Origin of the sequence: Streptomyces sp. NPDC048337, assembly GCF_043201175.1 — a bacterium.
In the GTDB taxonomy this organism is placed as follows: domain Bacteria; phylum Actinomycetota; class Actinomycetes; order Streptomycetales; family Streptomycetaceae; genus Streptomyces.
Window position 1 is genome coordinate 141,117 of record NZ_JBICYR010000015.1, and the last position, 14,819, is coordinate 155,935.

The 14,819-nt window shown below is 75.1% G+C and carries 11 protein-coding genes, 1 pseudogene and 1 riboswitch; of the genes and pseudogenes, 3 read left to right on the top strand and 9 right to left on the bottom strand.

Annotated elements, in window-relative coordinates; translation table 11 throughout:
- Positions 1-304 precede the first annotated feature (304 nt).
- The gene (cobC, locus tag ACGFYU_RS23795; protein WP_393829321.1) at positions 305-1,726 is read right to left on the bottom strand and encodes an Rv2231c family pyridoxal phosphate-dependent protein CobC; all 1,422 of its coding nucleotides are present in this window, start codon (positions 1,724-1,726) and stop codon (positions 305-307) included.
- Positions 1,727-1,845: 119 nt separating this feature from the next.
- On the opposite strand from cobC, the gene ACGFYU_RS23800 reads away from it, so the two are divergent.
- Positions 1,846-2,571 carry a ZIP family metal transporter gene (locus ACGFYU_RS23800; protein ID WP_393829322.1) on the top strand — a complete coding sequence of 242 codons (726 nt, stop codon included), beginning with the start codon at positions 1,846-1,848 and terminating at the stop codon, positions 2,569-2,571.
- Positions 2,572-2,573: 2 nt separating this feature from the next.
- Here the strand turns inward: ACGFYU_RS23800 and ACGFYU_RS23805 are convergent, their stop codons facing one another.
- The 7 genes and pseudogenes from ACGFYU_RS23805 to ACGFYU_RS23835 all read right to left on the bottom strand — a co-directional run bounded on the left by ACGFYU_RS23805 (position 2,574) and on the right by ACGFYU_RS23835 (position 11,367).
- Complete coding sequence (locus ACGFYU_RS23805; RefSeq protein ID WP_393829323.1) at positions 2,574-4,091, bottom strand: cobyrinate a,c-diamide synthase; 1,518 nt, start codon at positions 4,089-4,091, stop codon at positions 2,574-2,576.
- Positions 4,085-4,684, bottom strand: a complete 600-nt coding sequence (gene cobO, locus ACGFYU_RS23810) for a cob(I)yrinic acid a,c-diamide adenosyltransferase (RefSeq protein WP_053678569.1) — start codon at positions 4,682-4,684, stop codon at positions 4,085-4,087. The genes ACGFYU_RS23805 and cobO overlap by 7 nt, the downstream gene beginning before the upstream one ends.
- Positions 4,684-6,783, bottom strand: coding sequence for a putative cobaltochelatase (locus ACGFYU_RS23815; RefSeq protein WP_393829324.1), 2,100 nt, complete (start codon positions 6,781-6,783; stop codon positions 4,684-4,686). The genes cobO and ACGFYU_RS23815 overlap by 1 nt, the downstream gene beginning before the upstream one ends.
- Positions 6,780-8,602: pseudogene (locus tag ACGFYU_RS23820) on the bottom strand (cobyric acid synthase). The gene ACGFYU_RS23815 and the pseudogene ACGFYU_RS23820 overlap by 4 nt, the downstream one beginning before the upstream one ends.
- A complete protein-coding gene (locus ACGFYU_RS23825) occupies positions 8,599-9,555 on the bottom strand; it encodes a cobalamin biosynthesis protein (RefSeq protein ID WP_393829325.1) in 957 nt (318 codons plus the stop codon). Before ACGFYU_RS23825 ends, ACGFYU_RS23820 begins: the two are co-directional and overlap by 4 nt.
- Before the next feature lie 58 nt (positions 9,556-9,613).
- Positions 9,614-9,700: riboswitch (cobalamin riboswitch) on the bottom strand.
- A 154-nt stretch (positions 9,701-9,854) separates the two neighbouring features.
- Positions 9,855-10,076, bottom strand: a complete 222-nt coding sequence (locus ACGFYU_RS23830; protein WP_266630466.1) for a hypothetical protein — start codon at positions 10,074-10,076, stop codon at positions 9,855-9,857.
- A gap of 25 nt (positions 10,077-10,101) precedes the next feature.
- On the bottom strand, positions 10,102-11,367 hold the full coding sequence (locus ACGFYU_RS23835; protein ID WP_393829326.1) for an anion permease: 1,266 nt from the start codon (positions 11,365-11,367) through the stop codon (positions 10,102-10,104).
- A 321-nt stretch (positions 11,368-11,688) separates the two neighbouring features.
- On the opposite strand from ACGFYU_RS23835, the gene ACGFYU_RS23840 reads away from it, so the two are divergent.
- Both ACGFYU_RS23840 and ACGFYU_RS23845 read left to right on the top strand, forming a co-directional pair.
- Positions 11,689-12,831 (top strand): alpha/beta hydrolase family protein, encoded by a 1,143-nt coding sequence (locus ACGFYU_RS23840; RefSeq protein WP_393829327.1) that lies wholly within the window; start codon positions 11,689-11,691, stop codon positions 12,829-12,831.
- Positions 12,832-12,971: 140 nt separating this feature from the next.
- Positions 12,972-14,384 carry a hypothetical protein gene (locus ACGFYU_RS23845; RefSeq protein ID WP_393829328.1) on the top strand — a complete coding sequence of 471 codons (1,413 nt, stop codon included), beginning with the start codon at positions 12,972-12,974 and terminating at the stop codon, positions 14,382-14,384.
- 35 nt (positions 14,385-14,419) lie between these two features.
- Here ACGFYU_RS23845 and ACGFYU_RS23850 read toward each other — a convergent pair whose 3' ends face one another.
- Positions 14,420-14,815, bottom strand: coding sequence for a VOC family protein (locus ACGFYU_RS23850; RefSeq protein WP_393829329.1), 396 nt, complete (start codon positions 14,813-14,815; stop codon positions 14,420-14,422).
- Between the last annotated feature and the right edge of the window lie 4 nt (positions 14,816-14,819).

Consider the following 14,819-nt stretch of genomic DNA (forward strand, 5'->3'; position numbering starts at 1 on the left):
ACCTCCCCCGCGGCCCTCGCACGTCGCCCCCCCGGGGGACCCCCGCGCCCCCCCCCCCGCCCCCGCCCCCACCCCCGGCCCCACCTCCGCCCCCCTGCCCCGGCCCCCTGCCCCTGCCCCTGCCCCGGCCCCCTGCCCCACCTCCGACCTCCGACCCCCGACGCCTGGCCCCCGGCCTCCGGCTCCCGCCCCGTGCCCCCGCAGCAACCCCACCGCCGCCCCGCCCGGCCAGAGCAGCAGTCAACGCGCGCCCCGCCCGGCCAGAGCAGCAGTCAGCGCGCGCCCCGCCCGGCCAGGGCAGTGGTCAGCGCGCGGTCAGCGCAAGGGCGTGGTCCAGGGCCTGGAGGAGCCGACCCGTCGTGGCCCGGTCGCGGACCGCCAGCCGGAGCCAGGAGTGGTCCAGCCCCGGGAAGGTGTCCCCCCGCCGCACCGCGAAGCCCAGCGCGCGCAGCCGGGTGCGGACCTCCGCCCCGCCCGGCACCTGGATCAGGACGAACGGCCCCTCCGCCACCCCCACCACCGTGACTTCCTCGAACTCCGCGAGCCCCGCCAGCAGGTGCGCCCGGTCCGCCGCGATCCGCCCCGCCGCGGCCTCCGCCTCGGCCAGCGCCGCCGGAGCCACACACGCCTCGGCCGCCACCAGCGCCGGCGTGGACACCGGCCACAGCGGCTGCGCCGCCGCCAGCTTCGCGATGACCTCCGGCTCGGCCAGCACGTAGCCGATCCGCAGCCCCGCCAGCCCCCACGTCTTCGTCAGGCTCCGCAGCACCACCAGCCCCGGCAGGTCCATCCGCCCCGCCAATGCCTCCCGCTCACCCGGGACCGCGTCCATGAACGCCTCGTCCACGACCAGGATCCGCCCCGGCCGGGCCAACGCGGCCAGCGTCGCCGCCGGATGCAGCACGGACGTCGGGTTGGTCGGATTGCCGACCACCACCAGGTCCGCGTCCTCGGGCACCGCCGCCGGGTCGAGCCGGAAGCCGTCCGAAGCCCGCAGCACCACCCGCTCCACCCGGTGCCCGGCGTCCCGCAGCGCCGCCTCCGGCTCGGTGAACTGCGGATGCACCACCACCGGCCGTACGGCGCCCAGGGCCCGCGCGATAAGCACGAAGGCCTCCGCCGCCCCGGCCGTCAAAAGCACCCGCTCGACCGGCAGCCCGTGCCGATCCGCCACCGCCGCGCGGGCCGACCGGCCGTCGGGGTACGCGGAGAGATCCCCCAGGGAGGCGGCGATCCGCTGCTTGAGCCACTCCGGGGGTGTGTCCGCCCGTACGTTGACCGCGAGGTCCACCAGCGCCGAGCCCGCGTCCATCACCTCCGCGTCCCCGTGGTGCCGCAGGTCGTGCGCCTGGGCCGTGGCCACCGCGCAGGTCGCCGCCACCGACCGGCGCTTGGGCACGAGGAGTTCCCCGCCCCCCGCGAGAGCCGCGGCCTCCGCCACCGACGGCGTACCGGCGGCCGTGCGCGCCGCGTCCGAGGGGTGCGGCACCGTGATCGCGGCCAGCTGCTGGGCGGGGTAGCTGAGGAGGGGCACGCCGAAACGTTCCGCCGCGCCCGCGATCCCCGACTCGCCCGCCTTCGAGTCCACCGTGGCCAGCGCCGTCACCGCCCCCGAGGCCAGCCCGGCCCCCCGCAGCGTCTCCTCGACCAGGGCGCAGACCTCCGCCACGGAAACCCCCGCGCGTCCGCCGACCCCGACCACCAGCTGCGTGTCGTACTCGCCCACCGGGGGCCCTCCCTCCGTAGTCGCCGTCACCGGCTCGTCGTGTCCGTCGTCAACAGTCCGACACAGCCCACCCGCGCGCGGAAGTGCGCGCGCGGTGAGGAGTCGGTATTCAGGGGCACATGGCCGTGATGGTGGCGTTGGGCGCGTTCCTGATGACCCTGGCGGGCGGATGGACGGCGCAACGCGTCACCGACCGCCGCCACCTCGTGCTGGGCCTGGCCGGCGGGCTGATGCTCGGCGTCGTCGGCCTCGACCTGCTCCCGGAGGCCCTCCACGCGGCGGGCGCAGAGGTCTTCGGCGTTCCGCTCGCCCTGCTGCTCTTCGTGGCCGGCTTCCTCGTCGCACACGTCGTGGAACGGCTCCTGGCCGTACGTCAGGCCGCGCACGGCGCCGAGAACGGCGCCCGCGTCCCGCAGGTCGGGCTGACGGCCGCCGCCGCGATGGTCGGCCACAGCCTCGCCGACGGCGTGGCGCTGGGCGCGGCCTTCCAGGTCGGCGGCGGCATGGGCGTGGCCGTGGCGCTGGCCGTCATCACCCACGACTTCGCCGACGGGTTCAACACGTACACCCTCACCAGCCTCTACGGGAACGCCCGCCGCAAGGCCCTGCTGATGCTCTTCGCGGACGCCGCCGCACCGGTGGTCGGCGCCGCGTCCACTCTGCTGTTCACCCTTCCGGAGGAACCGCTCGGCGCGTACCTCGGCTTCTTCGGCGGGGTCCTGCTCTACCTGGCGGCCGCCGAGATCCTGCCCGAGGCGCACCACAAGCACCCCGCCCTGTCCACGCTGATGTGCACGGTGGGCGGGGTGGCCGGGATCTGGCTCGTGGTGGGCTTCGCGGACTGATCTCACGGCCGGGCGGCCGCCGCTTCGACGAAGCGGAGGGCCACGGACGGCTCCGCCGCCCAGTGCGTGTGCAGGTAGCTGGCGTGCACGCCCTGCTGTACGAAGCCCTCGACGCGGCGTTCCGGATGCGTGAACCCCCACGCGGGGCCGGTGCCGGCGCCGGGCTCGATCACCGTGCGGTGGAACTCGTGCCCGCGCAGCCGGGTCCCGGCGGGGGCGAGGGCGCTGTCGGACACCGCCACCGCCTCGCGGTAGCCGAGGGTGAGGCGCTCCGACATCCGGGCGTCGGCGTCGAGCACCCCGCACATGGGCTTCCCGTCCAGCGAACGGGCCAGGTACAGCAGCCCGGCGCACTCGGCGGCCACCGGGCCCCCGGCCGCGGCGAATTCGGCGACCGCCTTCCGGAGCGGCTCGTTGGCGGACAGTTCGGGCGCGTACACCTCGGGGAACCCGCCGCCTATCACCAGACCGGAGGTCCCGATCGGCAGGGCCTCGTCCCTGAGGGGATCGAAGGTGACGACCTCCGCCCCGGCCGCGGTGAGCAGCTCCGCGTGCTCGGCGTAGGAGAACGTGAACGCCGCCCCGCCGGCGACCGCGACGACCGGCCGTCGGCCGGGGGCTCCGCTGAGCTCCGCGGGTGCGGCGCCGTTGCCGGTGGCGCTGCCCCCGGGCCCTCCCCCAGCTACCGCTGGGGTTGCCCCCAGCGCCTCAAACGCCGGCGAGGCCGGATGTGGCTGCTGCCGTCCGTTCGGCGCCGCCGCATGTGCGCTGCGCGTCAGCGCAGTGGTCGCGGACCAGGGCTCGCAGGCCAAGGCCGGGGCCGTGCGGGCCAGGGCCAGCAGGGCGTCCAGGTCGCAGCCGGCCCGGACCTGGTCGGCCAGCGCCGCGACAGCGGCAACGGCATCGGCGCGCCGCTCGGCGACCGGCACCAACCCGAGGTGCCGCGACGGCGCCGCCACCTGCGGAGCACGCCGCAGGACGCCGAGCACCGGCATCCCCGCCTCCTCCAACGCCTCCCGAAGCATCGCCTCGTGCCGGTCGGAGCCGACCTTGTTCAGGATCACGCCCCCCAACCGCACCTGCGGGTCGAAGGACGCGAAGCCGTGCACCAGCGCCGCCACCGACCGCGACTGCGACGACGCGTCCACCACCAGCACCACCGGCGCCCGCAGCAGCTTCGCCACCTGCGCCGTCGACGCCAGTTCACCCCGGCCCGCGGCCCCGTCGTAGAGGCCCATCACGCCCTCGACCACGGCGAGGTCGCACCCGGACGCCCCGTGCGCGAGCAGCGGAGCGACCAGCTCCGGCCCGCACATGAAGGCGTCCAGGTTGCGGCCCGGCCGACCGGTGGCCAGTGCGTGGTAGCCGGGGTCGATGTAGTCGGGCCCGGCTTTGTGCGGGGACACGGCGAGGCCGCGCTCCGAGAAGGCCGCCATCAGGCCCGTGGCCACGGTGGTCTTGCCGCTGCCGGAGGACGGCGCGGCGATGACCAGCCGGGGAATGTTGAACGAGGTCACCACTCGATGCCCTTCTGGCCCTTCTGGCCGGCGTCCATCGGGTGCTTGACCTTGGTCATCTCGGTGACGAGATCCGCGAACTCCACGAGCTTCTCGGGCGCGTTGCGCCCCGTGATCACCACGTGCTGGGTACCGGGACGGTTCCGCAGCACCTCGATGACCTCGTCGACGTCGATCCAGCCCCAGTGCATCGGGTACGCGAACTCGTCGAGGACGTACAGCCGGTGCGTCTCGGCGGCCAGATCGCGCTTGACCTGCTCCCAGCCCTCCTTGGCCGCCTGCTCGTTGTCGAGCTGAGCGTCCCGCTGGACCCAGGACCAGCCCTCGCCCATCTTGTGCCAGACGACGGAGCCGCCCTCGCCGGAGGCGCCGAGCACCTTGAGCGCGTTCTCCTCGCCGACCTTCCACTTCGCCGACTTGACGAACTGGAACACCCCGATCGGCCAGCCCTGGTTCCAGGCGCGCAGCGCCAGCCCGAAGGCAGCCGTGGACTTGCCCTTGCCGGGGCCGGTGTGGACGAAGACGAGCGGACGGTTGCGGCGCTGGCGCGTCGTGAGCCCGTCGTCCGGAACGACGGACGGCTGTCCCTGAGGCATTACGCGGCCCTCCTGTTGGTGTCGGATGCGGCAGATGTCACTGCGGTACGTACGTTCTTCACGAGCCCGGCCAGCGAGTCGGCCCGCAGCCCGTCGAGCGTGACGGCGGGCCCGCCGAGATCGGCGGCGAGCACCCCGGCCAGCCCCAGCCGGACCGGCCCCGTCTCGCAGTCCACGACCACCGACGCGACCCCCTCGGCGGCCAGCAGCCGGGCGCCGCGCGCGGACAGCTCGCGCGGATCCCCGCCGACGGCCCCCGCCGAAGTCGCCCGCCCGTCGGTCACCACCACCAGCAGCGGGCGGCGGCTCGGATCGCGCAACCGCTCGATCCGCAGCACCTCGCGGGCCTTCAGCAGACCCGCGGCGAGGGGGGTCCGGCCGCCGGTGGGCAGCCGCTCCAGCCGGCTCGCTGCGGCGTCCACCGAGGAGGTGGGCGGCAGCGCCAGCTCGGCCGTGGCACCCCGGAAGGTGATCAGGCCGACCTTGTCCCGGCGCTGATACGCGTCCAGGAGCAGCGACAGCACGGCGCCCTTGACCGCGCTCATGCGCTGCCGGGCGGCCATCGAGCCGGAGGCGTCGACGACGAAGAGGACGAGGTTGCCCTCGCGGCCCTCCCGCGTGGCCTGACGCAGGTCGTCCTTGCGGATCACCAGGCCGGGCCCGCTGCGCCCGCGCGCCTTCTGGTGCGGGGCGGCCGCGTGCACGGTGGCCGCCAGGTGCAGCTTGCCCAGGTGGCCGCGGGGGCGCTGGGCCCCGGTGGTCCGGCCGTGGGCGGTGCGGGCGCGCGAACGCCGACCGGCGGCGCCCTCGCCCAGCCCCGGCACGCTCAGCATCCTGGTCCGGAACGGCTCGGAGGCCCGTACGGCCGCCTGCTCGGGCCCGTCGGCCCCGCCCTGCGGGGCGGAGGGCTGCGGCTCGGGGGTCTCCCGGGACTCCGGGGTCTCCGGGGCCGCCTCCTCGGGCGCGTCGGGCGCGTGCGCGGTCTCGGGCCCGCCGCTCTGCGGGGGCACGCCGCCGCCGTCCCCGTCGGGACCGCCGTCGTCGTCCGGACCCTCGGGCTCCGGGTCGGGCTCGGGGTCCGCCTCCTCGTCGGGGAACCCGTCCAGGATCTCGTCCAGCTTGTCCTCGTCCAGGCCGGGCGCGTCGAAGGGGTTGCGGCGGCGCCGGTGGGGGAGCGCCAGCAGCGCGGCCTGCCGTACGTCTTCCTTCCGTACGTCGGTCCGCCCGGCCCACGCGGCCAGCGCGGTCGCGGTCCGGGCCATCACGATGTCGGCACGCATGCCGTCGACCTCGAAGCCGGCGCAGGTCGCGGCGATCTGGAGCAGCGCCGTGTCGCCGAGGGCCACCTTCGGAAGCAGGGCCCGCGCGGCCACCACCCGGGCCCGTACGTCCCGTTCGTCATCGGCCCAGCGGGTCGCGAAACCGGCCGGGTCGTCCTCGTAGGCGAGGCGGCGGCGCACCACCTCGACGCGCTGGGCGGGCTCGCGGGAGGCCGCGACCTCGACGGTCAGCCCGAAGCGGTCGAGGAGCTGCGGCCGCAGCTCGCCCTCCTCGGGGTTCATCGTGCCGACGAGCAGGAACCGGGCGGCGTGCCGGACCGAGACGCCCTCGCGCTCGACGTACGAGGCGCCCATCGCGGCGGCGTCCAGGAGCAGGTCGATCAGGTGGTCGTGGAGCAGGTTGACCTCGTCGACGTACAGGATCCCGCGGTGCGCGTCGGCGAGCAGCCCCGGCTCGAATGCCTTCACGCCTTCCGCCAGGGCCCGTTCGATGTCGAGGGCCCCGACGAGCCGGTCCTCGGAGGCGCCGACGGGCAGCTCCACCATGCGCGCGGGCCGGGCCTGGCCCGGACCCGGCTCGTGCGGGCCGTCGGGGCAGGCCGGGTCCGGCGCGGCCGGGGCACAGCTGAACCGGCACCCCGGCACGACGTCCACCTGCGGCAGCAGCGCCGACAGCGCGCGCACCGCGGTGGACTTGGCGGTCCCCTTCTCGCCGCGCACGAGTACGCCACCGACCGCCGGGCTCACGGCGTTGAGCAGGAGCGCCAGCCGCAGGTCGGTCTGGCCGACCACTGCGGTGAACGGGTAGGGCGTGCTCATGTGGTGCTCACTCCTTCGAGGGTGGTGCGGACCGTTGCCGGGGCTCCGCCCCGGACCCCGCGCCTCAAACGCCGGCGGGGCTGGATTTGGCTGCGGCTTTCCGCCTGCTTGCCGGAGTGCCGTGTAGTGAGCCGCACTTGCGGGTCCGGGGCGGGAAAATCCAGCCCGTCCGGCGTTTGAGGACCGGGGTTCGGGGCGGAGCCCCGGTTTCGGGAAGGGGCGGGGTGGGGGAAGGCCGCCCGCAGGGCCGCCGCCGCCCTCACGGGGCGCCCGGGGGGAGGAACGGGAGGCCCGCCGGGGCTCCGGACTCGATCAGGCTCAGCAGCGCACGCGTGTCCGCATGTTCCTCGATCAAATCGCCCAGCAGGTCCAGCTGTTCCTCCCGCAGCGCAGCGAAAGACGTGTCCGGCGCCGGGATGAAGCGGCGCCCCGAGGCCGCCGCCACCTCCCGGAGGAACGCACGGCGGAACCCGTCCGACTCCAGTGAGCCGTGCCAGTGGGTGCCCCACACCGACCCGACCCGGCAGCCGTCCAGGAAGGGGGTTCCGCCCAGGACTTCGGCCACGCCGTGGTGGATCTCGTACCCCGAGACCTCCTCGCCCAGCGCCGAGCCCACCGGCCGGGCCAGGGTCTTCTCCCGCTCGAAGCGGACGCGCACCGGCAGCAGGCCGAGCCCGTCCACCACCCCCGCCCGCGACTCGACGTCGTCGGAGATCCGCTCGCCCAGCGCCTGGAACCCGCCGCAGATGCCCAGCACCGGCCGCCCCTCGGCGGCGCGCCGCGCCAGCGCGTCCGCGAGCCCCCGCTCCCGCAGCCACTCCAGCGCCTTCACCGTGCCCCGCGTACCGGGTACGACGACCAGGTCCGCGTCGGCCAGTTCCTCGGCCCGGTCCACGAACCGCACCACGACCCCCGGCTCCGCCGCCAGCGCGTCGACGTCCGTGAAGTTCGACATCAGCGGCACCGCGCACACGGCGACCCGCAGCACGTCCTCACCCACCGGCGGCGCCACGACCGATTCCCGTACGGCACCCCGCAGGGAGACCCTCCCCCAAGTTCTCGACTTCGCTCGAACAGGGGGGACCCCCATCCCGTCCTCCTCGTCGATGCCCAGCCCGTGTCGGAAGGGCAGCACCCCGTACGTCGAACGGCCCGTGAGCCCGCGCAGCATCTCCATGCCGGGCTCCAGCAGCGAGACGTCGCCGCGGAACTTGTTGACCATGTACCCCGCGATCAGCGACTGGTCCTCCGGCGACAGCAGCGCCGTCGTGCCGAAGAAGGACGCGAAGACGCCGCCCCGGTCGATGTCCCCGACCACGACCACCGGGAACCGCGCGGCCCGCGCGATGCCCATGTTCACGATGTCGGTCCGGCGCAGGTTGATCTCGGCCGGACTGCCCGCCCCCTCGCAGATCACGGCGTCATACGTGCCCCGCAGCTGCTCCAGGCAGTCCGTGACGATGCCGAGGAGCTGCTCCTGCCGGCCCCCGTGGTAGCCGCGGGCGCTCATCTCGCCGACGGGTTTGCCCAGCAGCACCACCTGGCTGCTGCGGTCGCTGCCGGGCTTGAGCAGCACCGGGTTCATCAGCGCGGTCGGCTCGACGCGGGCCGCCTGGGCCTGCATGGCCTGGGCGCGCCCGATCTCGGCGCCCTCGCGCGTCACGAACGAATTCAGCGACATGTTCTGGGCCTTGAACGGGGCCACCTTCACGCCCTGCCGGGACAGCCAGCGGCAGATGCCCGCCGTGACCACGCTCTTGCCCGCGTCCGACGTGGTGCCCGCGACCAGCAGTCCGCCGCCGCGCTTCGCGCCGCTCATGCCTTTCCCCTCCTCGTACGGGAGACCAGCGCCCGGGCCGCCACGCAGGCGCCCAGGGCCAGCCATGTGACCTGACGGGACAGCCGTACGGCCCGCTCGATGTCCGCGACCTCCACCGGCCGGCCCGCCGCGCCGTTCAGCACCGCCCGGTGCTCGACGCGCCCGCCGTACGAGAGGGTTCCGCCCAGCCGTACGCCGAGGGCTCCCGCGAAGGAGGCCTCCACGGGCCCGGCGTTCGGGCTCGGGTGCGCGGCGGCGTCCGCCCGCCAGGCCCGGACGGCCCCCCGGCGGTCCGGGCCGGCGAGGACGGCGGCCAGCGCGGTCAGCCGGGCACCCGGCCAGCCCGCGACGTCGTCGAGGCGGGCGGAGGCCCAGCCGTAGCGCAGGTGGCGGGGGGACTTGTGGCCGACCATCGCGTCCAGGGTGTTCACGGCGCGGAAGGCCAGCAGCCCGGGGACTCCGGCAACGGCGCCCCACACCAGGGCGCCGACCACCGCGTCGGAGGTGTTCTCCGCGACGGACTCCACCACGGCGCGGGCCATCTGCTGCTCGTCCAGGGCCTGCGGGTCGCGCCCGCACAGGTGCGGCAGCCGCTCCCGGGCGACCTCGGCGTCCCCGGCGGCGAGCGCGCCGCCGATGGCGCGGGCCTCCCGGCCGAGCGAGGTGCCCCCCACGACGGCCCAGGTGGCGGCGGCGGTCAGCGCGATACGGGCGGCGGCGGGCCGGGAGCGCACGGCGCGGGCGCCCAGCGCGCCGACGGCGGCCGCGCCCCCGGCGCAGATCAGGGTGTGCAGGGCGCCCCGCGCGCGGTCGTCGCGCCACAGGGCGCCCTCGACGGCGGCGGCGGCTCGTCCGAAGGCGGCCACGGGGTGCCCTCGGCGCGGATCCCCGAGGATCCGGTCGCCGATCAGGCCCGCCGTGGCGCCGTACGCGAAGACGCGGTCGGCACGCATGGTGGCAGGTATGTCCTCACTCAGGGTCCGCGCCCTGGTTCGACGTGTCCGGCGGCGAGAGTTCCTGGCTCCCGGGGCGCACGCACGGTGTGCGCTCCCCGGTGACAGTGGCGGGACCGCGCCGGATTCGCACCGGACTTCCTCTCCATGCCGCCGTATTGGCTCGGGCAGTCCACCACGCACCGCGAACGCCCGTCAACTCGCCGTTGACCTGCGCCGGTGCTGCCGTGGCGGCTGTGCCTGGGCACGCGAAAGCTCCCCCCGGGACGAACCCGGAGGGAGCGTTCAGCGCCGGCGCGTCAGGAGACGATCAGGTAGATCCCGTACGCCACGGCCGCCGCGACGAGCGCGAAGCAGGCGTACGCGCCGCTGCGGGCCAGGGTGGCGGTGCCGCCCTGCTCGGTGGCGGTCTCGTGCTTGGAGAGGCCCACCAGGCCCAGGGTGAACAGGGCCACGAGCGCGACGGTGGCGGAGAGGCTGACCCCGAAGACGGAGCCGAGTGCTGCCCAGTCGATCTTCATACTGCCGTTCCTCTGTGTGTCTCGGTCAGACCGCGGCGGCCGGGGCCGCCGGAGTCGTCGTCGCGGCCGGGATGGTGGCCTTGAGGTCCTCGTCGGTCACGGCGGCGGTGGTGCCGGCGGCCGCGATGGGCGGGACGGCGACGGCGGCCATGGCCGTGGTGACGACACCCGGCTCCTCGGCGCCGGCCGGCTGCACGTCGTTGACGTTGTGGTGGTCGACGACCTGGCGGCGGGAGATGAACCAGATCGCGGCGCAGGCGGCGACCAGGAAGACCGCGACGGCGGCGACGCCGACGTCACCGGTGCGCATGACCAGCTCGGCGCCGGAGGCGACGAGGGCGGCGGCCGGCAGGGTCAGGCCCCAGGCGATGAACATGCGGGTGGCGGTGGACCAGCGGACCACGCCGCCCTTGCGTCCCAGGCCCGCACCCATGACCGCGCCGGAGCAGGCGTGGGTGGTGGAGAGGGAGAAGCCGAGGGTGGAGGAGGCCAGGATGACGTTGGCGGCCGAGGTCTGGGCGGCGAAGCCCTGCTGCGGCTGCAGGTCGGTCAGGCCCTTGCCCATGGTGCGGATGATGCGCCAGCCGCCCAGGTAGGTGCCGAGCGCGATGGCCATACCGGCGGAGACGATGACCCAGACCGGCGGGTTCGCGTCGGGCGCGATCGCACCGCCGGCGATGAGGGCCAGGGTGATGATGCCCATCGTCTTCTGCGCGTCGTTGGTGCCGTGGGCGAGGGAGACGAGACCGGCCGAGGCGATCTGGCCGGCGCGGTAGCCCTTGGTGGAGGTCTTCTCGCCGACCTTGCCGCCCAGCTTGTAGGTGACCTTGGCGGCCAGGTAGGCGGCGACACCGGCCACCAGCGGGGCGGCGATCGCGGGGATCAGCACCTTGGTGACGACCACGCTGCCGTTGACGGCGCCGATGCCGGCGGAGGCGACCGCGGCACCGATCAGGCCGCCCATCAGGGCGTGGGAGGAGCTGGAGGGCAGTCCGACCAGCCAGGTGACGAGGTTCCAGAGGATCGCGCCGACCAGGGCGGCGAAGATGACCTCAGGCTGGATGCCTTCCTCGTTGACCAGGCCCTTGGAGATCGTCTTGGCGACCTCCACGGACATGAACGCGCCGACGAGGTTGAGCACGGCGGACATGGCCACCGCCGTCTTGGGCTTGAGGGCGCCGGTCGAGATGGTGGTCGCCATCGCGTTGGCTGTGTCGTGGAAACCGTTCGTGAAGTCGAACACGAGAGCGGTGATGATCACGATCCCGAGGAGAAGCGTTATGTGCTCCATTTACCCAGGCTTCTGTTTGGCGTCAGTGGCTCGGCGACCGTAGGCAACCTGGATGAACGGAAGGTGAACTGACGCGGGCGGACCGGTGTACTGAGACGCCACGCGTTCAGGCCGTTCGTCCCGATTCTTTCGTAGATATATCGATTAATGCACGTCAAAGTCGGGTGAACGGGCCCCTCCGCCCGGCCGATCCGCCCCCTCGGCCCACCTCTCCCAGCCCCCGAAAGTGAGCCACATCACTCCGCTTCTGCCCCACGCGCACCACCGACGGAACGATCTCCTCCGGTGGCCCGCCGGAGCCCGCGCCTCGACACTGGAGCGGTGCGTACCGCCACGACGACGGCAGCGGCCGTCACCACGACCCTCCTGGGAGCCGGTGCGGCCGCGGTCGCGGCCGCCGTCGCGGGCGGCCGGTATGCCGCCGACGCGGCCCTGCGCACCGAACCCGGGCGCCCCCTGCCCGGCGGGCCGCGCCTCAGCGTGCACTCCACCGCCGCCGGCCGGGTCGCCTTGACCCGGTCCCTCGGCTCCCTGCGCCCCGGTACGTACGGACTGGACGCGCCCGGGGTGCACGCCGTGGTCGGGCCGGTCCTCCCCGACGCCGAGCACGACCCGGACACCGTCGTACGCCGGCTCCTCGCCGTCACCCACGGCAGCCTCGACCCCGGCACCCGGGTCACCCTCACCCCCCAGGTCCACCTCGGGAACCCGCGCACCGCCCTCGGACTCGACCACGCCGACGTGGACGTCCCCGGCGAGCTCGGCGCGCTGCCCGCCTGGTTCCTGCCCGCAGCCCGGGACACCTGGGTCATCACCGTGCACGGGCTCGGCAGCAGCCGGGAGCACCCGATGGTGGTCATGCCCTTCCTGCACCGCCACCGGCTGCCCGTCCTCGACCTCGCCTACCGCGGGGACCTCGGCGCCCCCGCCTCCCCGGACGGCCTCGGCCACCTCGGCGAGTCGGAGTGGCGGGACGTGGACGCCGCCATCCGCTACGCCCTGCGCTACGGCGCCCGGCGCGTGGTCCTGCACGGCTGGTCCACCGGCGCCGCCATGGCCCTGCACGCCGCCGAGCGCTCCGCGCTGGCCGACCGGATCTGCGGACTGGTGCTGGACTCGCCCGTACTCGACTGGCACGCCACCCTGCGCGCCCTCGCCGCGGCCCGCCGCACCCCGGCCGTGATGCTGCCGCTCGCGGTCCGGGCCGCCGAGGGCCGCGCCGGGCTGCGGGCCGACCGCCGGGCCCCGGGCGCGGACCCCGGCGCGCTGCGCGTCCCCGTACTGATCTTCCACGGCCCGGACGACACCTTCGCCCCCTGGGAGCCCTCCCGCCGGCTCGCCGCCGCCCGCCCCGACCTCGTCACCCTGCGCACCGTGCGCGAGGCCGGGCACGGAGCCATGTGGAACGCCGATCCGGCCGGGTACGAGGAGGCGCTGCGCCGCTTCCTGACCCCCCTCATGTGACGCGTCATGTGACCTGGCGGTGAAGGGGGTGTGGCGGCCGGGGCCCCGAGGGCCGTTCGTGCCGGTATGCACCCCCGGTGAGGAGTGGAAACGACCCGTTCCGTTTGGGCTTTCGGCCAGTGACGGGCGAGACTGCTTCCGTGACGTCCCGAAAGCCTGATGAGCAGTTGGCTCGCGACTCCAGACTCCGACTCGTCTCCCCGCGTTCCGTCGCCACGGCCCGCAAGGCGGTGACGGACCGACGTACCCGGCCCGCCCCGAGGCCTCCGGCGGGCACCCCCGCCACGGCCGAACTCGCGAACCGGGCGCGGGCCTCGCTCGCCGACGCCGTACGCCTGACCCGCTGGGCCGAACGCAACCTCGGTGCCGGGGACGGGGGTCGGCCCGCCCCCGCGGGCGCCCTGCCCGCCGTCGACGTCGAACGCGCCGCCGGGGAACTGAACCTGACGCACGGCCAGATCAGAGTCGGCTGGGACCGCGCCCGGCTCGCCGGGCTCGTCGAGGTGCACGGCGGCCACGCCCGGCCCGGCTGGCGGCTGCGCGCGTGGGACCGCGACGACACCGCCGTACTGCGCGGCTGGGTCGCGCTCTTCGACGCCTGGTCGCTCGTCCACCCGGCCCCCGCCGACATCGCCCCCGCGGCCGTCGCCGAGGTCGTCGAGGCGATGCCCCAACTCCTGTCCCTGCTCCAGCTGTCCGCCGGTCCCGTGACCGTCCCCGACCTCCTCGACCTCCTCGGGCAGCGCGTCACCGAACTGCGCGACGAGCGGTGCGAGGTCCCGTACGAGGCGGAACCCGCGACGGCCGGCACCGACCGGGCCGACCGGCCCGTTCCGCTCGCCCGGCTGCTGCGCTGGGCACTCGGCGGACTGGCCGCCGTGGACGCCGTCACCCTCGGCCCCGCCCGGGCCGCCCTCACCCCGCTCGGCAGCTGGGCGGTCTGGGTCAAGCTGGAGCAGATCTGCGTCGCCGCGCAGAGCCCCGCCGGGAACATCGAGCAGTCCGCCGCCGCCATGCTGCACGGCTGCGCCCGGCTCACCCCCGGGCCGGCCCGCGCCGAGTACCAGGCCTGGCTCGCCGCCCGCCCCGTCGGGCACGCCGTGGCCGAGCTGCTCCAGGCCGCCCGCGGCGAGGACGCCCTGCTGCGCGGCCTCGCCTTCGAGGCGCTGCGGGTGGTCGGTGCCCCCGCCGAGCCCGAGGTGCGCGCCACCGTACGGGAGCCGGCCCTGCGCCCCTACGCGCTGCTCTGGCTCGCCGAGCACGACGGGGTCGACCCCGACGAGGCGCAGGACGTGCTCACCCCCGAGGAGTCGACCTGGCTCTGGGTGGACACCGCGGCGGCCATCGCCGACCACGGCGAAGCCGACCTGCTGGCCCGCCACCTCGACTCGGCCGTCCGGACCACGGTCCCGCGGCTGCTGGACGAGGTCCGGGCGGTCGGGCATCCGCGCACGGTCCAGGTCCTGGTCGCGCTGGCGGCGGCCCACCCCGACCCGGCCCTGGCCAAGGCGGTCCGCCGGGCCGCCTTCCAGGTCCACACCGGCGGCGCGTAGCGGTACGGACGAACGCGCCGCGGGTCCCGGACGACTCAGACCTGCGGCGCGTACGTCCCGAAGCTCCAGATGTTGCCCTCGGCGTCCCTGGCCATGTAGTCCCGCGAGCCGTAGTCCTGGTCGGTGGGCTCCATCAGGATCTCCACGCCGTGCTCCGCGGCCCGCCGGTGGTGCGCGTCCACGTCCGCCACCACCACATAGACCCCCGAGGGCCCCGCGTCCGCCATGGCCTTGTCGAAGGCGCCGCCGGTGCCCTTGCTGCCCAGCATCACCACGCCGTTCCCGTAGGCCAGCTCCGCGTGCATCACCGAGCCGTTCTCACCCTCGTACACCGCGACCTGGCTGAAGCCGAAGGCCTCGGTCAGCAGCCTGATGGCCGCCTTCGCGTCGCGGTAGACCAGCGTGGGACAGATGGACGGAACGCCTGCCATGACG